Below are 23,755 nucleotides of genomic sequence, written 5' to 3' on the forward strand. Positions count from 1 at the left end.
GAATGGATACTCGGTGAGTCCGATCAATCCGGGGAGACCTTGTGATGGCTACATCGCCGCCCACCTTCGGCACACAGACGAGCTACGCGACCGGGACGTCGCCCCAATCCGTTGCGATCGGCGACGTGAACGGTGACGGCCGGCCGGACCTCGTGAGCGCGAACAGAGGGTCAAACACCGTTTCGGTGTTGCTCGGCAATGGTGACGGTACGTTCCAGGCTCAGACGGCCTACGCGGCCGGAAATGCTCCGAACGCCGTCGCCATCGGCGATGTCAACGGCGACGGCCGGCTCGATATCGTGGAAGGCGGACTAAATGGTGGGACGGTTGTCCTGATCGGCAATGGCGATGGCACATTTCGGTCGCCGATAAGTTACGCGTCGCCAGGAGCATCGACTTCCATTGTGCTGGCCGACTTGAACGGAGACGGCCGGTCCGATGTGGTGGAATTGAACCAGTTCTACGGCGTCACGCTCATGCTGAATAACGGCGATGGCAGCTTTGGAGCGCCGCGAACAATCTTAAACCAGTACCAGGGCGATGCCGGAGTGCTTTCGCTGGCGGTTGGAGATCTGAATGGAGACGGTCGGCCCGACCTCGCGGCTGGGCAGTGGAGCTATACGGTATCGATCGTGCTCGGCAACGGAGATGGTACGTTCCAGGCGCAGCACGACTACACAACACCATATGTCAATCCCTACGTTACGATAGGCGATGTGAATGGAGACGGCCGCCCTGATGTCGGCGGCGGCAACATGCTGTTCCTCGGCAATGGCGACGGCACCTTCACTGTAGCGACACACCTCGTTGACGGGCCGGGCGGCATACACCCGGCGCCGATCAATTTCCCCGACTCTCAAGTGCTGCTGGACTTGAATGGTGACGGCCGGCCGGACGCTGCGTCCTCAGTTTATGGCCAGAGCTACGTTTCCGTCCAACTGGGCAATGGCGATGGCACCTTCGGCCCGGGAGGGACTTATGCGGTCGGGCAGGGTAACCAGCCTGTTGTGGCGGCCGACTTGAACGGCGATGGTCGGCCTGACCTGGTGGTGCCCAACTCCGCTACCAACTCGCTATCGGTATTGATCAACACCGGACCGACCAGAGTCGTTTCCGTCACCGCGTCGCAGGCGTACGGTTTGGTACATCCCGGCGACACCATAGCCTTCACGATCACGATGAACCGCGCGGTGATCATCACAGGTGGCACGCCGACATTGACGCTCAATGATAGCGGCGTCGCAATCTATGACGCAGCCGCGACGGCGGCGCTCGGCGATCCGGCCAAGCTGGTGTTCAGCTACACGGTTGGCGCATCCGATCTGCCGGTGAACGGTTTGTCCTTCGTGCGCGGCGACCAGAACGGCTCGCAGATCGTCGATGCGGCTGGAGTTGGCCCTGACTTGTCCGGCGTGTTCGCGGCCTCGTTCGCGGGCATCCAGGTCGCGACGCCACCGACGACGGTGACCTCCGTCGTGGCCTCGCCGACAGACGGCGTAGAACATGTGGGCGACACCATGACATTCACGGTGACCATGAGTCGCGCCGTGACGGTCACAGGCCAAACACTGACATTTACGCTCAACGATGGCGGGGTCGCGGTCTATGACGCGGCTGCAACCGCGGCGCTCGGCGATCCCGCAAGATGGTGTTCAACTACACGGTCGGCGCGGCCGATCTGCCGGTCTATGGCCTTTCGTTCGTGCGTGGCGACCAGAACGGCACTGTCATCGTCGATGGAATGGGCAGGGGCCCCGATTTTTCGGGCATGTTCACGGCCTCGTTCGCCGGGATCCAGGTCGAGACGCCGCCGACGACGGTGACTTCCGTTGTCGCCTCGCCTTCAAATGGCGTGGAGCACGTGGGCGACACCGTGGTCTTCACGGTGACCATGAGCCGCGCCGTGACGGTCACCGGCGACGGACTGACGTTCACGCTCAACGACGGCGGCATCGTGGTCTATGACGCGGCCGCAACCGCGGCGCTCGGCGATCCCACCAAAATGGTGTTCAGCTACACGGTCGGTGCCACCGATCTGCCGGTGAGCGGCCTGTCCTTCGTGCGTGGTGACCAGAACGGCTCCGTCATTGTCGATGGAATGGGCAGAGGGCCTGACTTCTCCGGCATCTTCGCGGTCTTGTTCTCCGGGATTCAGGTTGGGCCGGTTGCTCCGGCCGTACTGACCGCCGGACCAGAACTTCAAGCCGCGAGCGTCAACGGCGCGGCCGTGGCCGAATTGACCGGCGGCAATTTCGCGATCGCCTGGCTGGATGGATCGACGGTTCATGCCCAGATCCTTGCCCCAGACGGTACGAAGGTTGGCGCGGAAACCGTCGCGCAAATGCCATTCCCGTTGCTCGCCGCTCCGGGAGCGCATCCTTCCGTTACGGCATTGGCGAATGGAGGATTCGCGGTGGCGTGGGCGGCTTCTTACCCTGGCTTGGGCGTTCCATACGCCGGCGTCGAAATCCAGCTTTTCGCTCCGAACGGCTTTCCGGCGGGAGCGCCATTTCACGTCGAAACTGAATCAGGCCAACTGGGATTCAATCTCGGCTAACCGGGCCTTCAAGTTCAGCTCCCAACGCCTTCCGTGGCAGCTCTGGCCGACGGCAGTCTCGTCGTAACGTGGGTTCATCGTGATACGCTGAACGGAGATGCGATCTTGAGGTCGCAGACGTTCGATACGAACGGGACGATGATCGGCAACCAGGTCGATGCCGTCCTGGACAAGAGTGGCGGGAGTTCGCCGGCCCTGGCCCGGTTTGCAGATGGTAGCTTCGTTGCCGTCTGGAATCAGCTCACTCTTCAGATCAATCCTGTCGGAACACCCCCTGAGGAGGTCAAACGACCGGGTTTCGTGGCCCAGATATTCGATGCACAGGGCAACAAGATCGGCGCGGAAATCGCGGTCAATTCGACGATCGGGTACGCGTTCACGAGCAACCCGAACGTGGCCGTATTATCTACGGGCGGATTCGTCGTCACGTGGGAAGAGGAGCGCTACAACGGTGCGGCGGTCACGGACGTGATCATGGCACAGCAATTCGATGCCGGCGGAACCAAGATCGGATATCAGATTCGTATCGATGCGATGATCGTTCCCATCGACGCGTTTGTTGAATCCCAGCCGAAGGTAACCGCGCTGGCTGACGGCAATTTCGCCATCATGTGGCAGGGCGCCAGCAGCACCGGTGGAACCGTCGTCAAGGCGCAGCTGTTCGACGCGTATCAGCAGTCTCCTGTCGGCAGCGAAGTCGCGATCAACGTGCAGGCGACCCAGGATCAGGTTCATCCCCAGCTTGTCGCGTCGCAGGATGGCGGGTTCGCGATCGCGTGGAGTGATGTGAATGGCGAGAAGGTGCAAGTCTACGCCGCCAATCAGCCGGTGACCACGATCGCAGCAGGCACGACGCTCGATATCCCCTCCGCTTCCACCGCCAAGCTCGCCTTCGCGCCGGGCGGCGCGACGCTTCAGCTCGACAATTCCGATGGGTTCGCCGGATCGATCACGGGATTTGGCGGCGGCGACCGCATCGACCTTTCCGACATCGCCTTCAGCAGCGGGGGCACGACGCTTGGCTATTCAGCGAATGCCAGCAACAGCGGCGGCCATCTCACCGTCTCCGATGGCCCGCATATCGCGTCGTTGACGTTGCTGGGTCAATACGCTGCCACGAGCTTCGTGCTGACGTCCGACGGCCACGGCGGCACGCTCATCACCGCGGCTCAGGATGCGGCCAATCAGTCCCAACTGGCCGCGCATGCCTGACAGCCTGCGCGAGCCCGATCGTCGGGGCGCGTCTACAACGCGCCAGCACGCCGGCCATGGCCGGCGCCGGCGCGGCACCGGTTACCCGCGCACGCGCAGATAGATCGACGACGGAAAATGTCCCGTCGTATTGGGCACGTTCAAGCCGTTGACGTCGGGGATCGGTACATATTCCGGGAAGACCTCCTTCAGCACGTCCTGCGCGTCGTAGTGCAGCATGCTGAGGCAGAATAGGATCTCCAGCCGGTCGTTGTTGGTCAGCAGCGCCTGGAGCACGGTTGTCTCGGCGCCCTGGAACAGCGCGTTCAGGAGATCGCGCTGAAACGAGTAGGGGAAATAGATGTCGTGAATATGGATCACGCAACCCGGCTTGATGCGCGGAATCACCTCGAGATAGAGATGAGCAACGTCGCCCACCGGCCGGACCACATGCGATGTATCGATGAACAGGAAATCGCCGTCCCCGAGCTGATCGAACGTGGCGGGGTCGAGCTCCTCTACCTTGCTGGCCACCAGCTCGATCTCGGGCGAGCTCTTCAGATAATCGCTCGGATACGGTTCGATGCAGGTATGTTTGCCGGGATGCCCCTCCGCCGCGTTCATCGCCAGCGCCTTCGTCGCGCAATGTGTCGACACGCCTGACCCGACCTCGATCACGCGCTTGGGCTTGAGCCAGCGCAGCACGCCGTGCAGCGCTTGCGCCTCGACATAGCCGAAGCCCGGCCCGAAGCCCCTGGCCGCGCCTTCCTGGTAGGTGCTGTTGCCGCGGTATTCGGGCTCGAACGGCTTGACGATCTCCCGCAGGCGCGAGGCCTGCCGCGCGATGTCGGAGTCGATTCCGGTCATCGGAGACCGCTTCGCCCATTTGTCCTTCGTCCGCTCCAGCTCGCGTACGTCGGCGATCGGCGTGTAGTAATGGTTCGGCAGCACGACAAGGCCGCCGCTCAGCGCCACCCGGTGCACCCTCAGGAAGGTCGATTTGATGATGTCCCTGGACAGCCTGTTCACGCGCAACATCCCCAATTCGTCCCGACGGGCACCGTCTATCACGCGAAATACGACAGTTTGATGCAGCTTGCGTTCGATATGATATTTGGCGCAGCCAGTATTGTTGTTTGGCCTGGAATTTTCGGAAATCCGTCCCGTTTCTGCAGCGTCTTTGCCGGTCGGAGTGCGCTTCGCTGACTGCGACGATGCGCATCTCGCAAGCCTTACCCGCGAATATCATTACATATGTTATGTTATCATAATCCTGTAGCGATCGAGGGTGATGATGCTGTTTGCCGCAATCTAAGCGGGCAATCCTGTTTCTGGGGAATAGCATGCACATCCTGAACAATCCGGGCCGTCCAGCGGGCCGGCAGCATCGTCGTCTTGTTCTCGCGGCTCTTGCCGCGACAGCGCTGAGTCTGGGTCAGATTCAGATCGCCGCGGCGGACGCGACCATCTCGATCGACGCGGCTTCGACGCTTCCGCAAGGCGGCGGCAACGTGCTGCCGACCCTCAAGAACATCTTCCAGAGCGGCAACGCGCCGGGGTCCGTGAGCGGTTACCCCGATACGCTCATCGATCAGATGCTGCCGCTGCTCGCGGGCATCGGCACGAAGCGGGCCCGCCTGCTGCTGACCGATGAATATTGCGACATCGACGCCCAGGGAAATTTCGGCGGCAACGACGCCGCCACCCCTCCCACCTTTAGCGCGGGCGACTGCTTCCCGCTGGCGTGGCAGCTCGACTGGCTGCTCAAGGCCAATCTTTCACCCCACATGGCGGTCGCCTCGCACATGCCGATAAGCTTTATTCAGTACGGCGAGCCGGAGACGTGGGGCGACCGGCGCATCGATCCGAACAACGCCAACAGCCCGAAAATCATTGATCATTACAAGGATTACGCCAAGGCACTCGTCCGCTACATCGCGACCAGGGCGTTCACGGGCGTCGCGCAAACGGCAGTCTTCGAGGTCAGCAACGAGATCGACATCGCGGCTGACTACCCGGTGTGCAACGGCTCGACGTGTGCTCCTCCGGATCTTGGCCCCTGGAAACGCTGGCTGTGGTGGATGAACCCGGCAACGTACAGCTTCAGCTCGACGTCACAGGCCTACGCGATCACCGACGAGGACAATCCGCAATTGGGATTTCCCAACAATGGCGACGCGCGCCGTCTGGGCCGCAATCTTCTGCCCGTGCAGAAGATCTTCGCCGATGCGATCACCGCGGTGAACGCCGAGCTTGGCCAGAACAGTGCCTATAACGGCAAGACCATCGAGATCGCGGGCCCTGCAATGGCCGGCTGGAATCTGATTGTGAGACCGCAGGGAACGGGCCCCTCGCTGGAAGAGCAGTTCATCGAGCAGGTTTTCAATCCGTCCGCTCTGCCGTACGGCGCGAAGTTCAACATGCCGCTCAATCACTTCTCGTTCCATTACTACGGCTCGGTCGAAACCCTCCGCACCAACACGGTCGAGCACGCCTGCGATGACGTCACGCAGCCGTTCGCCCTGTTCGAGCAGATGACCAATGCCTACAGGGCCAAGCTGAATGCCTATAACATGCAGAACGTGCCGCTCTTCCTGTCGGAATGGGGACCGTCGAGCTGCTCGAACGGCGACGTCAACTGGTCGCACAAGGGAGCAGCATGGGTTGCCGCGTTCCTGCCGGAGGCGCTGGCCCAGGGCGTGACGATGGGATCCTTCCTCACGGTCGAGGATCGGCTCGTCTATGGCGGGCCGGCCGCTCCTTCGGCCCTCGGCACGGCCAGCCTGCTGCACACTTATGGCAGCGGAACTTCCTACACCTTCCTGCCGAAGCCGCACACCAACGTGTTCAAGATGTACAATCTGATGACGGGGCTGCGCAATCAGGTCACGGTGACGCCGACCTCGGGGTCGCACCTCAATGCGTTCGTCACCAGCGACCAGAGCTCGACCAATGTCATGGTCTACAATTTCGACCCGTATCTGGTCTTCAACAACGACGCCAACACCCGAACCGGCACGGCGGAGAACTTCTCCATTTCCGTCTCGAACATCTTCAAGACGGTTGGCTACAGCGGGCCGGTGAGGGTCCAGCGCTACCAGGTCGATGCGACCACGAGCAACCTCAAGAACTTCATCGACTACGCCAACGCTCACTCCGGCAATACCAGCGGCGCACCGGATCCGAGCCTGCAGCTGATCGAGGACTATACCGCGACCGCGGTCAACGGCGAGCTTCAGCTCCACAGCTCGACCGCAGGCTCGCCAGCGAAGCCGTTGGGATTGGGCGTCGCGCTCTATCGCATCACGCTGAACTGACGCGCTTCGAGCGACCCGAGAGGGTCGTGGACGATCAAGAGAGCGATGGCCCTTGGGCCATCGCTCTTCTCGTTGGCGCGTTGCTCACCCCAGCCGCTGGTCGCGCACGTCCTGGGTATCCTCGGTCGCGGCCTTGACGGCAGCCTTGGCCGCGCCCTTGCCCGCACCCTTGCGGCTCGCGATCTCGGTGGCCTTGCGGCCGGAGATCTCGTGGCCGGCATCGGCCGGCATCTGCCAGAAGAACCAGCTCGAGGCCGCCGAGGTCAGCGCCACCACGACGAAGGCGGGCGCGAACACGGTGGCGTTGATCTCGCTGACATGGCTGAGCCACATCGTCGTCTCCACGCTGGCGGCGCCGACGGCGACGCCGGCGGAGACCGCGAGCTGCTGGTTGACGCTGACGAGCGTGGTGGCCCGGCTCATCTGCGCGGTCTCGACGTCGGCATAGGCGACCGTGTTGATCGCGGTGAACTCCAGCGAGCGGAAGAAGCCGCCGACCACCAGGATCACCATGATGATCAGGAGCGGCGTCGTTACGGTGAACAGCGCGCAGACGCCGAGGAAGAACGCGCTGATGATCGCGTTCGCCGTCATCAGGTTGCGGAAGCCGAAGGCGCGGATGATGCGGCCCGCCAGCGTCTTCATGCCCATCGCCCCCAACGAGGAGGCGAAAGTGACGAGGCCGGAATGGAACGGCGACAGGCCAAAACCGATCTGCATCAAGAGCGGGAGCAGGAAGGGCAGCGCGCCGATGCCGAGCCGGAACATGAAGCCGCCGAAAATGGCCGCCCGCAGCGTCGGCAGCTTCAGCAGCGAGAAGTCGAGCACCGGGGATCCCGTCCGCCGGGCGTGGATGACGTAGAGGGTCATCGAGATCGCGCCGCCGACGATCAGCGCCGCCACCGTGCTCCAGGGCAGCAGGTTGAGCCCGGCGACGGAGAGGCCGAACGCGATGCCGGCAAGGCCGATGCCGGCAAGCACCATGCCGTAGAGATCGAACGGCTCCTGCGTCTCGCTCTTGATGGGATCGATGAACTTCAGCGCCATGAAGATGCCGAGCAGCCCGATCGGGATGTTGATCAGGAAGATCCAGTGCCACGAGGCATAAGTGGTGATGAAGCCGCCGAGCGGCGGCCCGATCACGGGGCCGATGAGGGCAGGGATCGTCACCCAGGCCATGGCGTTGACGAGCGCGCTCTTGTCGACCGAGCGCAGCAGCACGAGGCGCCCGACCGGCGTCATCATCGCCCCGCCCATGCCCTGGAGGATGCGCGCGAACACGAAATCGGTGACCGAGGTCGAGAGCGCGCAGCCGATCGAGCCGACCATGAACACGCCGACCGCGATCGCGAACACCATGCGCGCGCCGAACCGGTCGGCGGTCCAGCCGCTCGCCGGGATGAACACCGCCAGCGACAAGAGGTAGGACGTGATGGCGAGCTTGAGCGTCAGGGGGCTGGTGCCGATATCGGCCGCGATCGCCGGCAGCGAGGTCGCGATGACGGTCGAGTCCATGTTCTCCATGAAGAGAGCAGTGGCCACGATCAGCGGGATGACGCGTTGCTTGTCGACCATGACAGATTGGTAATGAAAATCAGAAGAGAGGGTGGACTGCGGCTTAACACTGCCGCCCGGCGGCGACCATTGCGGATCAACGCATAGCACCTAAATGCTGTGCTCGCTCCTTCGTCGTTCCGGGGCGCGCCACGTGGCGCGAGCCCGGAATCCATCGGACCGCAGGGACCGCTGCGGGATGGATTCCGGGCTCGCGACTAGGTCGCGCGCCGGAAGAACGGTGGGTGGGCCCCGCCGGCGAGCCTATCCACGCCGAATTTACTCAAAAAGCCTGTGCATGGCTGGCCGCCGGTCCGAATTGCTTTGATTCGTCACGCGGCCGTGCTATCGACCGGCGTCAACCCCACCGATGGGCTCCGATTCTCCGGCGATGCCGCAAGGTACGCCGAGGGTGGCGCTCATCCATAAGCATTTGCGGCACGGCCGCAGGAAGGAGTTGGCAGATGGCCACGGTGCAACTTCAAGGCATCCGCGAAGCCTTTACGTTCGACGACGTGCTGTTGAAGCCGGGCCTGTCCGACGTCATGCCGGGCGAGGTCGACATCCGCTCCCGCGTCACCCGCGCCATTCCGCTCAACATCCCGATCATGGCCTCCGCCATGGACACCGTCACCGAAGCCCGCATGGCGATCGCCATGGCGCAGGCCGGCGCTCGGCGTCATCCACCGCAATTTCGATCCCGAAGGGCAGGCCGCCCAGGTGCGGCAGGTCAAGCGCTACGAGTCGGGCATGGTGGTGAACCCGCTCACCATCAGCCCCGAGGCCACGCTCGACGATGCGCTCAAGCTGATGAGCGACCACGGCATCTCCGGCATTCCCGTCGTCACCGGCGCCGGCAAGTCCACGCCGGGCAAGCTGGTCGGCATCCTCACCAATCGCGACGTGCGCTTTGCCACCGACCGCCGGCAAAAAGTCTCCGAGCTGATGACGCACGAGAACCTCGTCACGGTGCGCGAGAATGTCAGCCAGGATGAAGCGCGGCGGATGCTGCACAAGCACCGCATCGAGAAGCTGCTGGTGGTCGACGAGCAATATCGCTGCGTCGGCCTGATCACCGTCAAGGACATGGAGAAGGCGGTCGCCCATCCGCTCGCCTGCAAGGACGCGCAAGGGCGCCTGCGCGTCGCCGCCGCCACCACCGTCGGCGACACCGGCTTCGAGCGCACCGAGCGGCTGATCGATGCCGGCGTCGATCTCGTCGTGGTCGACACCGCGCATGGCCATTCCCGTCACGTGCTGCATGCGGTGAACCGCATCAAGCGCCTGTCCAATTCGGTGCAAGTCGTTGCCGGCAACGTCGCCACCACCGACGGCGCGCAGGCGCTGATCGATTCCGGCGCGGACTGCATCAAGGTCGGCATCGGTCCGGGCTCGATCTGCACCACGCGTATCGTCGCCGGCGTCGGCGTTCCGCAGCTCACCGCGATCATGGACGCGGTGGAAGCGGCCAAGAAGGCCGACATTCCCGTCATCGCCGACGGCGGCATCAAGTTCTCCGGCGATCTCGCCAAGGCGCTCGCTGCCGGTGCCGACATCGCCATGGTCGGCTCGCTGCTCGCCGGAACCGACGAGACGCCGGGCGAAGTGTTCCTGTGGCAGGGCCGTTCCTACAAGGCCTATCGCGGCATGGGCTCGGTCGGCGCGATGGCGCGCGGCTCTGCCGACCGCTACTTCCAGCAGGACATCAAGGATTCGCTCAAGCTCGTGCCTGAGGGCATCGAGGGCCAGGTGCCCTACAAGGGGCCGGTCGGTAACGTCATGCACCAGCTCGCCGGTGGCCTCCGCGCCGCCATGGGCTATGTCGGCGCCAAGGACATGAAGGAGCTGCACGACAAGGCGCAGTTCGTCCGCATCACCGGTGCCGGCCTGCGCGAGAGCCACGTCCACGACGTCACCATCACGCGCGAGGCGCCGAACTATCCGGGTGGCGGCTAGTTACGCCGACCCAAGGTCATGGGCTGATCGTTGTCAGTGATGGGACCGGCGGGGCGGACGGATCGCGCTCCGCCGCGGCTGGTCTGTTGCTGTTGATGAACGACCAGATGAGTGCGAATTGCCACCCCAGGACTGACCACCACGCTTCGCTGCCGAGACCGATCCAGCTGAAAACGGGCATGTCGGCTGCGCCGAGGACGCCGATCAAGACGCAGACGAGATTTGACAAACAGATCAGCAGGACATGGCGCTGATTGAGAAAGAGCGCGATCCATGTCGGCAGGAGGATGAGCACCAGAGCTGCAAGACCGCCCGCCGTTGTAAAAAGGTCCGTGGACCTGCCTGACAGCCACGCAAGGAGCGTGGGGCCGATCACGAAGAAGATGATCGGCAAGCCGGCTATGACCAACGCGATTTGCCACGCCGTGCTCTTCGGGGCTGCGAGACCCGTCTGCCCGATCTGCTGCCTCAGCGATGTCATTTCCTGTCCAATTTCTTTTAGCCTGTTGATCTCGTTGCCGAGGCGGCTGTGCACGGCAAAGGCGAGGCGATCTCCCTGGTACAGCCTAGGCTGGTGGGCTGATCACGATCTTAATTCGCTGCTTAAAATTCTAGGGAACGGTGGCGCCAGCCGCCTTCGCTCTCGTGCCCCGGACGCAGCGCAGCACCTCTTTGGTGATGCGCTGCAGAGCCGGGGCCCGTGTCTCTGCATCCGTCGTTTCGCTTCTGAGTCCCGGCTCTGCGCAGCGTCACTGCGTGCCGGCGCGCGTCCGGGACACGAGAGCTGTGTGCGAGCGCGTGAGTTTCGGCGCGGTTGCCTCAACGACGGTGTCATGCCCCGGCTTGACCGGGGCATCTAGTACGCCGCGGCTTTTCGGCTCAACCACAACTGCCGCTGGAATACTGGGTCGCCCGATCAAGTCGGGCGACGACAGCGTGTGTGTGTGTGGCTCCACCGCTTTTGTATTGACGCGCCTCACTCCGTCCGCTTCCGTTCACGCCGAAGTACAATCCGGAGGAAACATCATGTCCCAAGCCAAGCGCATCGTTCTCGCCGCGCGTCCCGTTGGCGAACCAAAACCGTCTGATTTTCGTCTGGAGGAATTCGCAGTGCCGACGCCCGGTGCCGGCGAAGTCCTGCTGCGCACGATCTGGCTCTCGCTCGATCCCTATATGCGCGGGCGCATGAGCGAGGGGCCGTCCTACGCCGCGCCGGTGCCGGTCGGCGGCGTGATGGAAGGCGAGGCGGTGAGCGAAGTCGTCGCCTCCAACAACCCGGACTTCGCCAAGGGCGACATCGTCCGCGCACGCACCGGCTGGCAGACGAACGCGATCTCGAATGGCAAGGGCCTGATCAAGGTCGATCCCAGGCTCGGTCCGATCTCGACCTCCATTGGCGTGCTCGGCATGCCCGGCATGACCGCCTACACCGGCCTGCTCGACATCGGCAAGCCGCAAGAAGGCGAGACCGTCGTCGTTGCTGGCGCCTCGGGCGCGGTCGGCTCGGCCGTGGGGCAGATCGCCAAGATCAAGGGCGCACGCGCGGTCGGCATTGCCGGCGGCAAGGACAAGTGCGATTACGTGGTGAAGGAGCTCGGCTTCGACGAGTGCCTCGATCATCGCGAGACCGATTTTCCGGCCAAGCTGAAGTTCGCCTGCCCGAAGGGCATCGACGTCTATTTCGAGAATGTCGGCGGCGCGGTGTTCGAAGCGGTGTTCCCGCTGCTCAATCCGTTCGCGCGCGTGCCGGTCTGCGGCCTGATCGCGCATTACAACGACACCGAGGCCAAGCCGCCGAAATGGGCGGCATCGATGATGCGCGCGACGCTGACCAAGCGGCTGACCTTCCGCGGCTTCATCGTCTCCGATTTCGCCTCCCGCCATGGCGACTTCCTGCGCGACATGTCGGGGTGGGTTCGCGACGGCAAGGTCAAGTACAAGGAGTTCGTCACCGAGGGCCTGGAGAGCGCCCCCGGCGCCTTCATTGGCCTCCTGAAGGGCGCCAATTTCGGCAAGCAGCTGGTGCGGGTCGGACCCGACAAGCTGTAGTTGTTGCACCGGCGTCATATGCCGGACATCAATGGTTAACAAAGAGTCACCAATCGGCCACACCTGCCCGCAAAAGCCGCAGGTGTGACCGTCGGTTCATTGACGCCAGGGCGAAGGCATTGAATCATCGCGCATATTTTAGGTGTAGCGATGTTAGAGATCAGTGTTTTCTGCGTAATCCTATTGGCTGCCGGCTATTGGGTGGCCATGTTCGTGATGGGCCGCCACGACGACGTGATCCCGGCTCATCTCTCAAAGGAATCGAAAGAGCGAAGCCTCCTGGCAGACAGTGACGCGATACAAATGCCCCAGCGCAATGCGCTCCTCTTACACGCAAACGCTACGGTAATAATGGTTAACGGAACCTTTCGATTGGGCCTCTGCTAGGAAAAATCTGCCGGGCAAACATGGCTAACAGAACCTTTCTGCCGCCTGCCGGCGCGGCTGAAAAATCGATAAATCATTGTAATATCTAATTTTTATGAGTTGGCACGGCTTTCGCTGAGAGAGGGCCGGGACCGGAAGGTTTGGGAGAACCTGACAGTCTCGTTCACGGGTCCGCCAAGGCGCTTGGGAGAGCGAGGTGGCAGGCCCACTCAGGGGAGATTTCCGATGCAGAACGCGCTTCTGATCGGCCTGTCACGGCAGATGACGTTGGAACGGCAGATGGATGTCATCGCCAACAACGTCGCCAATGCCAACACCAACGGCTTCAAGGCCGACCATTCGCTGTTCGAGGAGTACCTCAACTCGAACGCGCGCGAGGACAATTTCGTCGGCTCCGACCGGCGCGTCTCCTATGTGCAGGACCGCGGCACCTTCCGCGACGTCGGCCAAGGGCCGATGGAGGAGACCAAGAACCCGCTCGACGTGGCGATCTCCGGCAACGCGTTCTTCGCGGTGCAGGCCAACGGCGCCGAGCGCTATACCCGCGACGGCAAGTTCACGCTCAGCAGCACCGGCCAGCTCGTCACCTCCGACGGCAACCTCGTGCTCGGCACCGGCGGACCGATCACGTTCCAGCCGACCGACCACGACATCAACATCGCGCCCGACGGCACCATCACCGTGCTCGAGGGCACCGCCAAGACCGACTCGATCCGCGGCAAGATCCGCATGGTGTCGTTCGACGATCCGGCCAAGCTGAGCAAGCTCGGCGCCAACCTCTACAGCGCGGGATCGGCGACCCAGCAGGCCGACACCAAGTCCACGGCGCAGCAAGGCTACATCGAGAAGTCGAACGTGAATGCGGTCGGCGAGATGAGCCGCATGGTCGAGGTCATGCGCAGCTACACCGCCATCGCCAACCTGCTCCAGCAGCAGAGCGACCTCCACAAATCGGCGATCGAGAAGCTCGCCGACGTTCCGGCCTGATTAGGAGAGAACTGACATGCAGGCGCTTCACACCGCAGCGACCGGAATGGCGGCACAGGAACTCAACGTTCAGGTGATCTCCAACAACATCGCCAACTTGCGCACCACCGGCTTCAAGAAGCAGACCGCGGCGTTCCAGGACCTGATCTACGAGCACGTCCGTCGCGTCGGCGCGCAGGCCTCCGATCAGGGCACCATCGTGCCTGTCGGCGTCGACATCGGCGGCGGCGTCAAGACCGTCGGCACGCCGCGCAGCATGACGCAAGGAACGCTGTCACAGACCGGCAACGATCTCGACCTCGCGGTCTCGGGCGAAGGCTTCTTCAAGATCCTGATGCCCGACGGCACCTACCAGTACACCCGCGACGGCACCTTCCAGATGGACAATCAGGGCCGAGTCGTCACCGCACAGGGCAACCCGGTGCAGCCGACGATCACAATCCCGAACAATGCCTCGGGCCTCGCCGTCAACGAGCAGGGCCAGGTCTCGGTGACGCTGCCGGGCTCGTCGACCTCGACCGTGCTCGGCCAGATCGGCCTCACCCGCTTCATCAACAAGGCCGGCCTTCAGCCGGTCGGCAGCAATCAGTTCACCGAGACGCCCTCCTCCGGTCCGCCGCAGGACGGCACCGCGAACTCCGAGGGCTACGGCAAGATCACGCAAGGCAGCCTGGAGCAGGCCAATGTCGACGTCGTCTCGGAGATGAGCGACCTGATCGCCGCGCAGCGCGCCTACGAGATGAACGCCAAGGTCATCAGCGCCGCCGACCAGATGATGCAATCGACCACGGCGCTGTTCCGCTGAGGTGATGACGATGATCCGCACCACAATCGCCACGATCTCCGCTCTCTTGATGCTGGCCCTGCCGGCGCAGGCCGCCGACGACGTCATCGCCGCGCCGATGCTGCGCGCCAGCGTCACCGTGACGTCGGACGTGGTGCGGGTCGGCGACCTCATCGACAATGCCGGCTCGGCCGCCCTGATCCCGGTCTACCGCTCGCCCGATCTCGGCACCACCGGCGCGCTGCCGGTCGCCCAGGTGCTGAGCGTGCTCCGCGCCAAGCAGGTGATCGGCGTGATGACCGGCGATATCAAGGAGGTCCAGGTCACCCGCCTCGCCCGCACGCTCGCGAACAAGGATCTCGAGATCGCGGTCGCCTCCGCGCTCGAACGCCGCTTCGGCCTTGGGGATGCCGCCAACATCGCCGTGACCTTCGACCGCGGCGTCTCCGACATGCGGCTGGATGCCTCCAACACCGGCGCGCTCCAGCCGGTGGCGACCCGCTACGACGCCCGCAGCGGCCGTTTCGACATCGCCTTCGAGGTCAGCAACGACAGCAATCCGACGCCGACCAAGCTGCGCTTCACCGGCACCGCGATCGAGACGGTGGAAGTGGCCGTGCTGACGCGCGACATCGACCGCGCGGACCTCCTCAAATCCTCCGACATCTCGCTGGAGCGGCGGCCCAAGGCGGAAGTCACCGGCGAGCCCGCCTCGCGCGAGCGCACCATCGGCATGCAGCTGCGCCGGCCGATGCGCGCGGGCACCCCGATCCACGTCGCCGACATCGTCAAGCCCGACTTCGTGCAGCGCGACCAGAGCGTCACCGTCATCTATCAGGTGCCCGGCATCTACCTCACCACCCGCGGCAAGGCGATCGAGAGCGGCGCCGAGGGCGACACCGTGAGCGTCCTCAACCTCCAGACCAAGCGCACCCTGACCGGTGTCGTCACTGGCCGCGGCCAGGTGACGGTCCAGGGCGCGAGCCAATCCGCGCCGATGGCACCTGCGGTCGAGCAGACCTCCTCGCTGAAGCGCGACGAAGCGCCCGCCCCCGTCGACACAGCAGCTCTCGTCCGGAACCTGGTCCAGGCTCCCGCATCACAGGCTCAGGTCGCGCAAGCCCAGATCCCGCAAACTCGCGTCTCGCAAGCTCCAGCCAAGTCAGAGTAAGTCATGTCCTCGTTCAGTTCGGCTTCCCGTCTTCGTCGCATCGCGATCTCGGCCCTGCTGTTGGCAGCCAGCGCGCTGGGCGGCTGCTCCTCGATCGACCGGCTGTCGCAGATCGGCGAGCAACCGAAATTGTCGGCGATCGACAATCCGACGACGCAGCCCGGCTACAAGCCGGTGCAGATGCCGATGCCGAAGCCGGAAGTCGCCTCCTACAATCCGAACTCGCTGTGGCGCAACGGCAGCCGCGCCTTCTTCAAGGACCAGCGCGCACACCAGATCGGCGACCTGCTCACGGTGACCGTGAACATCACCGACAAGGCCAACATCGCCAACGAGACCCAGCGCAGCCGCACCAACTCGGAAGATTCCGGCATTACCGATTTCATCGGGTCCAAGACCATCACGCAGGCGAACAAGATCCTGCCAGGCCGTATCCTCACCGCCGACTCGTCAGCCTCCAGCGACGGCAAGGGCTCGGTCAACCGCACGGAAGCGTTGCAGACCAACGTCGCCGCCGTCGTGACCCAGGTGCTGCCGAACGGCAATCTCGTGGTCGAGGGCAAGCAGGAGATCCGCGTCAATTACGAGATCCGCGAGCTCGTGGTCGCCGGCATCGTCCGCCCCGAAGACATCCAGAGCGACAACACCATCGATTCCACCAAGATCGCGCAGGCCCGCATCGCCTATGGCGGCCGCGGCCAGATCATGGACGTGCAGCAGCCGCGCTACGGCCAGCAAGTCATGGACGTGCTGCTGCCCTTCTAAGTCTCTCCCGAGCTCCCACATCGTGTTCGCGAACCTAGGCGCGAACGACGGTGTACTACGCGGCCCTCGCTAGCTCCCCTGGCGAGGGCCGCATGTGTTTTGGCGATCTATGCTTTGCAGCGCGTGACGTCAGCGCAATTGTAGCGACGTCGCCGCCTCACACCCCGTCATTGCGAGCGCAGCGAAGCAATCTAGTATCCCTCCGCGGAAAGACTCTGGATTGCTTCGTCGCTTCGCTCCTCGCAATGACGACGCGGAGAGCTCACGTAAACTCCACCTCGACCACGCCCAGCCCATCCAGCTCCATCCGCACCTTGTCGCCGGCTTTCAGCCACAGTGTCTTCACAAGACTGCCGGTCAGCACGAGCTGCCCCGCGTGCAGGCCCTTGCCTTCGGCGGCGAGATGATTGGCGAGCCAGGCGAGCGCGTTGTGGGGATGGCCGAGCACGTCGGCGCCGGTGCCGTGGCTGACCTCCTCGCCGTTGACGATGGCGCGGCCCTTGACCGCTTTCAGGTCCGGCACCGACGAGCGCGGCACCGCCTCGCCCAGCACGCAGCCGGCGGCGAAGAAATCGTCGGCGATCAGTGTCGGCGCGCCCATCGTCTCCCATTTCACATAGCGGTCGTCGACGATCTCGATCGCGGGTTGATAGGCCTCGACCGCCTCGCCGACCCATTCGGCCGTGAACGGCGCCTCGCCGGCGGCGAGGTCGCGCTGCAGCCGCACCGCGATCTCGCATTCGACGCCGACACGGACATAGTCCTTGGCGGCAAGCTTCGCGCCGCTGTCATGCACTCCCTTCTCGAACACGCCGCCACCGCAGGGGTGCGGGATGCCGATATAGTCCTGCATCACCTGGCTGGTGCAGCCGATCTTGTAGCCGACCAGCGGCCCGACATGCGGCAGCAGCAGATCGTGCAGCGCCCGCTGGACCCGGTAGCCTTCGGCCTCATCGGCGGGAGGACGCTCCAGCGCCGCCAGCGGCGCATGGTTGCGGCGCGCCAGCGCGATCGCCTTTGCGCCTGCGAGAATCTTGTCCATCGGCGCCGTCTCCCACGCTACCCAATCGAGGACGGCACTTCAGCATCCCCGCCCGGGCCTGACAAGCGCGCCCGGGCGGCCGGCCTCAACTCCTGACCAGGCCAAGCCGGATCAGGCTTTCGGCGGTGGCGAGGATCGCCTCGCCATTGGAGCGCGGCTGCCAGCCGAGCACCGACCTCGCCTTGGCGCTGGTGGAATGCCTGACACGTCCGAGCATCGGCACCACGGCGCGCAGCAGCGGGACCCGGGTCGCGGCCAGCCGCACCAGCCAATCCGGGGCCTGAAACCGCGGAACCCGCCGCGCCCGGGGTCCGAGTTCCCGCCGCAGCACCTTGCCTATATCGAGGATCGACATCGTCTCGCCGGAGACCGCGATGAAACGCTCGCCCTTCGCTTCAGGCGCCGTCATCGCCCGCAGGTGCAGCTCGGCGACGTCGCGCACGTCCACCACGCCGAAATAGACCCGCGGCACGGCCGGCATGGCGCCGTCGAGCAGTGATTTGACGATCTCGATCGAGCCGGAGAAATCCGGCCCCAGCACGGGGCCGAAAATGCCGGCGGGATTGACCACCGACAGCTCCAGCCCGCCGCCCTCACGCGCGATGAAATCCCAGGCCGCCCGCTCGGCCAGCGTCTTGGACTTGATGTAGGGCTGCACGTCGGTGCCCTCGAGATTGGTCCAGTCGGTCTCGTCGAACGGTTTTTCGCGCGGCAGATGGCCATAACCGATCGCCCCCAGCGACGAGGTGATGACGACCCGCCTGACGCCGGCCTCGCGCGCGGCGCGCAGCACCCGCAGCGTGCCGTCACGGGCCGGGATGATCATCTCGTTCTCGTCCTTGGGAACACTGGTCGACAGGGGCGAGGCGACATGAAGCACGTAATCGCAGCCGGCGGCTGCCTCGCGCCAACCGTCGTCCGCGGTGAGGTCGGCGGTGAAGAACGACAGGCTCTCCGGTGCAGCCGCCCCGCCCTCGCGGAGCATGGCCAGCACGCCGTCCCGCCGGTCCGGCCGACGCACCGTGGTCCGCACCTTGTGGCCGGCGGCCATCAGTTGCAGGACGACGTGGACTCCGACAAAGCCCGAGCCGCCAGTGACCAGAACAGTGCTCATTGCCAAACTTCCCTCGCTGCATAGGCCGGCGAATTTGGTTCCGCCATGGCCCTGCTCAAGGCCGCATCTGGTCACTATGTCCTGGGGGAACAAGTAGAATGGATTTCGAGACCGGTATGGAAAATCTGACCAGCGTTTGTGATGGCGACTGCGATTGCAGCCCGGACCCTACCCTGCTCGCCGACTTCAAGCGGGCCATCCATGCCCTCGGCGGCAAGTGGAAGCTGGAGATCCTGTTCGCGCTGATGAACGGCGCGGTTCGTTTCGGTGCGTTGCGACGATCGATCGGCGGCATCACCCAGCACATGCTGACGACGCAACTGCGCGAGCTCGAGCAGGATGGCCTCGTAACGCGAACCGTGTTCGCGGAAAAACCCTTAAGGGTCGAGTACGAGCTGACGGATGCGGCTTACGGCCTGTTGCCGGCGTTTAAGGAAATGTTGAGCTGGTCCAGGCTCTATGGCGATGCGCGCCTTGCGGCGTCGCGACAGGCCTGATTGCAGCGATGCGTGATGCAGCTCGTTCAGCGCCGCAAGCTTGGAGTCGATCTTGTTGACGCGACTCGCAAAATCTTCCCCCACCTGAAGTGAAGGCTGTTTCTCATCCGAACTCACGTGAGCTCGGAGGAAGTGACTCTAGCCCATTGATCGCGATTCACTTTTCGCGATTGCGCTCACACATTGACGTGCGCGGCCGCAGGCGACAGGCAAAAAGCTGGTCCCGGCGCGAAACGGCGCCTTGCGTCCCAAAAACAAAGAGCCGCAACTCTGCGGCTCGGGCTCTATTCGTCGCGATAGACCTTCTCGCGTTTCTCGTGGCGCTCCTGCGCTTCCACCGAGAGCGTCGCGATGGGTCGGGCTTCGAGCCGCTTCAAAGAGATCGGCTCGCCGGTGTCCTCGCAATAGCCGTAGGTGTTGTCCTCGATACGCTGGAGCGCGGCGTCGATCTTGGCGATCAACTTGCGCTGGCGGTCGCGGGCGCGGAGTTCGATGGCGCGGTCGGTTTCGGACGATGCCCGATCGGCAAGATCGGGGTGGTTGACGTTCTCCTCCTGCAACGCTTGCAGGGTGAGCTTGGACTCTTTGAGGATCTCATCCTTCCAGGCGAGGAGCTTCAAACGGAAGTACTCCTTCTGCCGGTCGTTCATGAAAGGCTCTTTTTCGGTTGGTCGGTAGTTTTTCAACTTTTCCAAGGGCGGCCCATCTGTCTAAGCAACGACTCGCTAACGGAACGGGGTCCGTTGAGCGGGGCCTTATATAGCTACGTCCTGTGACAGACAATATTGTCCTGATCGCCCAGGTGCCGCCCCCAAACCCTTGCACAGGAAGGTTTATCCTGGAGAGCCTGGGGGGCGGCCGAAGGCCTAGTAGCCGACCGTGAAGCGCTGCCTCAGATGGGCCGGGCGCTCGATCTCGTCGGCCAGTGCAATGGCGTAGTCGGCAAAGCTGATCCAGCTTTTCCCGTTCGCATCTGCGAGAAGCTGATCGGTCCCGAGCCGGAACTTGCCAATGCGCTCCCCCTCGACGAACAGCGCCGAAGGCGAGATGAAGGTCCAGTTCAGGTCTTTCTCCTGCCGCAGCAGGTCGAGGAAGTCGGAACCCTTCTCGGCCTCGGCCTTGTACTGGGCGGGAAAACCGGGGGTTGTGACCAGCTTCACGCCGGGAGCGACCTCCAGGCTGCCCGCGCCACCGACGACGAGGTAGCGGCTTACGCCGGACTGCTTCGCCGCACCGATCAGCTTGAGCGGGTCGCTGGCGAGGAAGTGCACGGAACTCACCGCAACGTCGTGCCCCGCCCACAGCATGGCGAGGCCGGCCTGGTCGAGCACGTCGCCCTTGGTCGGCGTGACATTCGGCAGAGCCGCGATCTTCTCGGGACTGCGGGCGATGGCCGTGACCGCGTGGCCGCGTCGGGACAGTTCCTTGGTGATCTCCGACCCTGCCCGGCCCGAGGCGCCGGCGACTGCGATTTTCATGGAGGGCTCCTTTGCTTCTATAGTAACTAGCGGTGACTAAATATCGCAAAGAATGCTGGTGTTAAGAGAGCACTTTGTGCTTACCTGATTACGCCGGAGTAACCCGCGTAACCGCCGGAACGGAAATGGATCTGAGGACCCCAATGATGAAACCCGACGTCTATGCAGCGAACTGCCCCACGCGCCAGATCCTCGATCGCGTCGGCGACAAATGGGCAGTGCTGATCCTGTTGCTGCTGCGCGAGGAGCCGATGCGCTTCAATCAGTTGCGCCGGACGATTGAAGGCATTTCGCAGAAGATGCTGAGCCAGGTTCTCAAATCGCTCGAACGCGACGGCCTGATCAAGCGCCGCGCCATCGCGACCGTGCCTGTGACGGTGGAGTATTCGATCACGCAGCTCGGCATAACCCTCGCCGCCGCAGTCGATCCCCTGCGCGACTGGGCCGAGCAAAATCTGAAAGACGTCCTCGCCGCCCAGCGCCGCTACGACGCGCAGCTGAAGGATGAAGCGGCTTAACAGGACGAGTGGCAGACCCGTCATCCTGAGGTGCGAGCGGCGCGATGCAAAGCGTCGCGCCGGGAGCTCGAAGGATGTACGGCCGAGACTTCTCAGCGGGGCCGTCGCCCTTCGAGGGCCGCTGGAGAAGCGGCCACCTCAGGCGACAACGGCTTCGCCGTTGCGCGGGGGTGACGGATAACGATCAGGCCTGCCCGGCCTTGGCCAGCTCGACCTCGACGCGCAGCTCGATCTCGGCAAGCACGGCATCCAGTCCGGCATCGCCCGAGGACGATTTCAAATTCGCCGCCGCATCGCGCAGCCGCATCACGGTCGAGGCGTCGAGATTGCCGGAGAGAAGCCCCATCTTGAGATCGTCGAGCACGTCGAGCGCGGTCTTGCCGCGGGCGACCGAGCGCTTGCGGCGCTCGACCGGATCCTCCTCGATGCCTTGCAGCGCGATCAGCGCGTCGATATTACCGGCAGCCTTCGGTGCGGCGGCGCTCCGCGTCTCCTGCGCCGACGAGGTGTCGGGCAGCACGAAGGTGCCCGAGCCCGTTCGCCTGGCCTGGCTGGCCGGCGCTCCAAGCGTGGTGCCGTTCGGTCCGTAGATGCGCATCGGAAGCAATCCGGGTGATCGATGCCTCACCTTCGCTGTTTTATGGTTAACGGGACGTAAACAGCCCGGCAAAATCTGCCGACATGCGGCAGTTTCGCTCCTCAGAGACAACGGCCGCTGACACCGGTCGAAACAGATTTATTCAACCTATTCAGCGATCTAGCTCCACTGCGCCGGGTTGGCACAGCGCTCGCAAGGAAAGCGTCGGACCAGCTCGTCATGGGAGTGTCGCAGAAGGTCCTTCGATTTGAGGAGGCTTTTTGAGGGGCCTTGGGGAGCAGAGAATGCCAGGCGTTCGTTGGGTGAGGATTGTTGGGGTGGCCTGCGCCGCGCTGTCGGCGCTGGCGCTGTCGGTCAGTTCGGCGGCTGCGACCTCGCGCATCAAGGACCTCGCCAACATCGAAGGCGTGCGGCAGAACCAGCTCATCGGCTACGGCCTCGTCGTCGGCCTCAACGGCACCGGCGACACGCTCAACAACATCCCCTTCACCAAGCAATCGCTGCAAGCGATGCTCGAGCGCATGGGCGTCAACATCCGCGGCGCCACCATCCGCACCGGCAACGTCGCCGCGGTGATGGTCACGGGCAATCTGCCGGCCTTCGCCACGCAAGGCACGCGCATGGACGTCACCGTCTCCGCGCTCGGCGATGCCAAGAACCTTCAGGGCGGCACCCTCCTCGTCACCCCCCTGCTCGGTGCCGACGGCAACGTCTATGCGGTGGCGCAGGGCTCGCTCGCGATCTCCGGCTTCCAGGCCGAAGGCGAAGCTGCAAAAATCGTGCGCGGCGTGCCGACCGTGGGCCGCATCGCCAACGGCGCCATCATCGAGCGCGAGATCGAGTTCGCGCTCAACCGGCTGCCGAACGTGCGCCTGGCGCTGCGCAACGCCGACTTCACCACCGCCAAACGGATCGCAGCGGCGATCAACGACTATCTCGGCGTCAAGACCGCTGAGCCGATCGATCCCTCGACGGTGCAGCTTTCGATCCCGCCGGAGTTCAAGGGCAACGTCGTCGCCTTCCTCACCGAGATCGAGCAGCTCCAGGTCGACCCTGATCTGGCCGCCAAGATCATCATCGACGAACGCAGCGGCATCATCGTGATGGGCCGCGACGTCCGCGTCGCCACCGTCGCGGTGGCGCAGGGCAATCTCACGGTCACGATCTCGGAGAGCCCCGCAGGTCAGCCAGCCCAACCCGCTGTCACGCGGCCGCACCGTGGTCGCGCCGCGTAGCAGCGTCTCCGTCACCGAGGACGGCAGGAAGCTGGCTCTCGTCAAGGACGGCGTCTCGCTCCAGCAGCTCGTCGACGGCCTCAACGGCCTCGGCATCGGCCCGCGCGATCTCATCAGCATCCTCCAGGCGATCAAGGCCGCCGGCGCGATCGAAGCCGACATCGAGGTGATGTGATGCAGACGAGCACGATCAACACCCCGCACCTCACCACCTACTCCCCGGCCTTCTCCGTCGAGAGCCGCAACGGCCGCCCCGATTTCGAGCTCGCCGCCGCGCTGCAGAAGGTCTCGCCGCAGCAGCAGGCCAAGGCGCAGAAGACCGCCACCGATTTCGAGGCGATGTTCCTCAACAGCATGTTCTCGCAGATGACCTCGGGCCTGAAGGGCGAAGGCCCATTCGGCGACACGCCGGGCACCGGCGTGTGGCGCTCGATGCTGACCGAGCAATATTCCAAGAACTTCGCCAAGGCCGGCGGCGTCGGCGTTGCCACCGAGGTCTACCGCACCCTGATCATGCAGCAGGCGAAAACCATCCGCACGGCATAAGGTCAAAAC

20 protein-coding genes and 2 pseudogenes are annotated in these 23,755 nt (G+C 64.0%); 14 read left to right on the plus strand and 8 right to left on the minus strand.

Translation table 11 applies throughout. The annotated features are described in order from the left end of the window. Positions 1-44 precede the first annotated feature (44 nt). The 3 genes from FOM02_RS20880 to FOM02_RS20890 all read left to right on the plus strand — a co-directional run bounded on the left by FOM02_RS20880 (position 45) and on the right by FOM02_RS20890 (position 3,769). Positions 45-1,823 (plus strand): FG-GAP repeat domain-containing protein, encoded by a 1,779-nt coding sequence (locus tag FOM02_RS20880; protein ID WP_265442108.1) that lies wholly within the window; start codon positions 45-47, stop codon positions 1,821-1,823. Further along, entirely contained in the window at positions 1,769-2,557 is a 789-nt protein-coding gene (locus FOM02_RS20885) for a hypothetical protein (protein WP_265442109.1), read from the plus strand. The genes FOM02_RS20880 and FOM02_RS20885 overlap by 55 nt, the downstream gene beginning before the upstream one ends. A 105-nt stretch (positions 2,558-2,662) precedes the next feature. Then, on the plus strand, positions 2,663-3,769 hold the full coding sequence (locus tag FOM02_RS20890) for a hypothetical protein (RefSeq protein WP_265442110.1): 1,107 nt from the start codon (positions 2,663-2,665) through the stop codon (positions 3,767-3,769). Positions 3,770-3,850: 81 nt separating this feature from the next. On the opposite strand, the gene FOM02_RS20895 is transcribed toward FOM02_RS20890, so the two are convergent. Further along, complete coding sequence (locus tag FOM02_RS20895) at positions 3,851-4,777, minus strand: class I SAM-dependent methyltransferase (protein WP_159073913.1); 927 nt, start codon at positions 4,775-4,777, stop codon at positions 3,851-3,853. A gap of 314 nt (positions 4,778-5,091) precedes the next feature. Between FOM02_RS20895 and FOM02_RS20900 the strand changes: the two genes are divergently transcribed. Beyond that, positions 5,092-7,065 (plus strand): hypothetical protein, encoded by a 1,974-nt coding sequence (locus FOM02_RS20900; protein WP_027557454.1) that lies wholly within the window; start codon positions 5,092-5,094, stop codon positions 7,063-7,065. A gap of 84 nt (positions 7,066-7,149) precedes the next feature. Here the strand turns inward: FOM02_RS20900 and FOM02_RS20905 are convergent, their stop codons facing one another. Next, the gene (locus tag FOM02_RS20905) at positions 7,150-8,640 is read right to left on the minus strand and encodes an MFS transporter (RefSeq protein ID WP_027557455.1); all 1,491 of its coding nucleotides are present in this window, start codon (positions 8,638-8,640) and stop codon (positions 7,150-7,152) included. Between the two features lie 443 nt (positions 8,641-9,083). On the opposite strand from FOM02_RS20905, the pseudogene guaB reads away from it, so the two are divergent. Further along, positions 9,084-10,575: pseudogene (guaB, locus tag FOM02_RS20910) on the plus strand (IMP dehydrogenase). 16 nt (positions 10,576-10,591) lie between these two features. Here the strand turns inward: guaB and FOM02_RS20915 are convergent. Then, positions 10,592-11,110 (minus strand): hypothetical protein, encoded by a 519-nt coding sequence (locus FOM02_RS20915; RefSeq protein ID WP_027557457.1) that lies wholly within the window; start codon positions 11,108-11,110, stop codon positions 10,592-10,594. 491 nt (positions 11,111-11,601) lie between these two features. Here FOM02_RS20915 and FOM02_RS20920 point away from each other — a divergent pair, with 491 nt between their 5' ends. The 5 genes from FOM02_RS20920 to flgH all read left to right on the plus strand — a co-directional run bounded on the left by FOM02_RS20920 (position 11,602) and on the right by flgH (position 16,718). Continuing rightward, positions 11,602-12,624 (plus strand): NADP-dependent oxidoreductase, encoded by a 1,023-nt coding sequence (locus FOM02_RS20920; RefSeq protein WP_027557458.1) that lies wholly within the window; start codon positions 11,602-11,604, stop codon positions 12,622-12,624. 612 nt (positions 12,625-13,236) lie between these two features. After that, the gene (gene flgF / locus FOM02_RS20925; protein WP_027560324.1) at positions 13,237-13,998 is read left to right on the plus strand and encodes a flagellar basal-body rod protein FlgF; all 762 of its coding nucleotides are present in this window, start codon (positions 13,237-13,239) and stop codon (positions 13,996-13,998) included. Positions 13,999-14,014: 16 nt separating this feature from the next. Beyond that, entirely contained in the window at positions 14,015-14,803 is a 789-nt protein-coding gene (gene flgG / locus FOM02_RS20930) for a flagellar basal-body rod protein FlgG (protein WP_027560325.1), read from the plus strand. A 10-nt stretch (positions 14,804-14,813) separates the two neighbouring features. Continuing rightward, positions 14,814-15,953 carry a flagellar basal body P-ring formation chaperone FlgA gene (gene flgA, locus FOM02_RS20935; protein ID WP_027560326.1) on the plus strand — a complete coding sequence of 380 codons (1,140 nt, stop codon included), beginning with the start codon at positions 14,814-14,816 and terminating at the stop codon, positions 15,951-15,953. Between the two features lie 3 nt (positions 15,954-15,956). After that, positions 15,957-16,718, plus strand: coding sequence for a flagellar basal body L-ring protein FlgH (flgH, locus tag FOM02_RS20940; protein ID WP_027560327.1), 762 nt, complete (start codon positions 15,957-15,959; stop codon positions 16,716-16,718). Positions 16,719-16,980: 262 nt separating this feature from the next. Here the strand turns inward: flgH and FOM02_RS20945 are convergent, their stop codons facing one another. Continuing rightward, the gene (locus tag FOM02_RS20945) at positions 16,981-17,760 is read right to left on the minus strand and encodes a 2-keto-4-pentenoate hydratase (RefSeq protein WP_027560328.1); all 780 of its coding nucleotides are present in this window, start codon (positions 17,758-17,760) and stop codon (positions 16,981-16,983) included. 85 nt (positions 17,761-17,845) lie between these two features. Next, on the minus strand, positions 17,846-18,874 hold the full coding sequence (locus FOM02_RS20950) for an SDR family oxidoreductase (RefSeq protein ID WP_027560329.1): 1,029 nt from the start codon (positions 18,872-18,874) through the stop codon (positions 17,846-17,848). Between the two features lie 98 nt (positions 18,875-18,972). On the opposite strand from FOM02_RS20950, the gene FOM02_RS20955 reads away from it, so the two are divergent. After that, positions 18,973-19,371 carry a winged helix-turn-helix transcriptional regulator gene (locus FOM02_RS20955; protein ID WP_027560330.1) on the plus strand — a complete coding sequence of 133 codons (399 nt, stop codon included), beginning with the start codon at positions 18,973-18,975 and terminating at the stop codon, positions 19,369-19,371. A gap of 284 nt (positions 19,372-19,655) precedes the next feature. Here FOM02_RS20955 and dksA read toward each other — a convergent pair whose 3' ends face one another. Both dksA and FOM02_RS20965 read right to left on the minus strand, forming a co-directional pair. Further along, positions 19,656-20,021: an RNA polymerase-binding protein DksA gene (dksA, locus tag FOM02_RS20960; RefSeq protein WP_008554760.1), complete on the minus strand. Its 366-nt coding sequence runs from the start codon at positions 20,019-20,021 to the stop codon at positions 19,656-19,658. A 216-nt stretch (positions 20,022-20,237) separates the two neighbouring features. After that, positions 20,238-20,849, minus strand: a complete 612-nt coding sequence (locus FOM02_RS20965; protein ID WP_027560331.1) for an NAD(P)-dependent oxidoreductase — start codon at positions 20,847-20,849, stop codon at positions 20,238-20,240. Positions 20,850-20,995: 146 nt separating this feature from the next. Between FOM02_RS20965 and FOM02_RS20970 the strand changes: the two genes are divergently transcribed. Then, positions 20,996-21,367, plus strand: coding sequence for a winged helix-turn-helix transcriptional regulator (locus FOM02_RS20970; RefSeq protein WP_092213791.1), 372 nt, complete (start codon positions 20,996-20,998; stop codon positions 21,365-21,367). A gap of 184 nt (positions 21,368-21,551) precedes the next feature. On the opposite strand, the gene FOM02_RS20975 is transcribed toward FOM02_RS20970, so the two are convergent. Then, positions 21,552-21,965, minus strand: a complete 414-nt coding sequence (locus FOM02_RS20975) for a flagellar assembly protein FliX (RefSeq protein ID WP_027560333.1) — start codon at positions 21,963-21,965, stop codon at positions 21,552-21,554. Between the two features lie 284 nt (positions 21,966-22,249). Here FOM02_RS20975 and FOM02_RS20980 point away from each other — a divergent pair. Together FOM02_RS20980 and flgJ are read left to right on the plus strand one after the other, a co-directional pair. Continuing rightward, positions 22,250-23,375, plus strand: a pseudogene (locus tag FOM02_RS20980) (flagellar basal body P-ring protein FlgI). Then, positions 23,375-23,746 (plus strand): flagellar assembly peptidoglycan hydrolase FlgJ, encoded by a 372-nt coding sequence (gene flgJ, locus FOM02_RS20985; protein WP_027560335.1) that lies wholly within the window; start codon positions 23,375-23,377, stop codon positions 23,744-23,746. The pseudogene FOM02_RS20980 and the gene flgJ overlap by 1 nt, the downstream one beginning before the upstream one ends. Positions 23,747-23,755 lie beyond the last annotated feature (9 nt).

The sequence above is a fragment of the Bradyrhizobium sp. SEMIA genome, from assembly GCF_014844175.1.
Lineage (GTDB): Bacteria > Pseudomonadota > Alphaproteobacteria > Rhizobiales > Xanthobacteraceae > Bradyrhizobium > Bradyrhizobium arachidis.